The sequence below is a fragment of the Vibrio sp. 1641 genome (assembly GCF_033339995.1).
In the GTDB taxonomy this organism is placed as follows: Bacteria; Pseudomonadota; Gammaproteobacteria; order Enterobacterales; family Vibrionaceae; genus Vibrio; species Vibrio alginolyticus.
In genome coordinates this window covers 1-516 of the sequence record NZ_JAWOVP010000516.1, presented here as the reverse complement: position 1 = coordinate 516, position 516 = coordinate 1, and the positions used below count along the sequence as shown (strand labels likewise).

Annotated in this window: 1 protein-coding gene; it reads left to right on the top strand. The window is 53.7% G+C overall.

Going from position 1 to position 516, the window contains the following annotated elements; genetic code table 11:
- Positions 1-133: 133 nt before the first annotated feature.
- Positions 134-516 (top strand): hypothetical protein (locus tag R7Z47_RS26875; protein ID WP_318131029.1); only part of this gene is annotated, 383 nt, incomplete at its 3' end.

Below are 516 nucleotides of genomic sequence, written 5' to 3'. Positions count from 1 at the left end.
ATTGAACTTTGCTCGGATCACCGGGGAGCAGCTGCGATTCGAGGCCAAAATTATCCTGGCACGGTCAATCTGGCGAGAGCGCGAGCTGAGCAATGGCACTATTAAAGTGTTGTTCGGCGATTTGGTGTGTTGGTTGAACTGGTTACACGAGCAGGGGATTAGCACTCAGGAGAAGGTGACGCCTCTGGTAGCCGCCCGCTATGTGGAATTCGTACACCGCCTTACTTCTGCAAAAAGACCCTTCAATCCACTTGCCAGTCAGACGAAGGCGCATAAGTTCTTTGCTGTTGAGCGATGCTGGCAACTCCTTCGGGATACCCCAAGCGCGTTTGGTCACCCCTGGCCAGAAAGCTCGGCCGTCTCCCTGGCCGGGCACAAACAATCAACCAAAGCCAAGACTAAGATCATTCCAGATAACATTCTTAGGCACCTGTTCCAGCACGCCGAATCCCTGCTCGGTCAAGCTGACACCTTGCTGGCACATCGGGATGCGTTGGCTGACTTCAAACCTTGTTC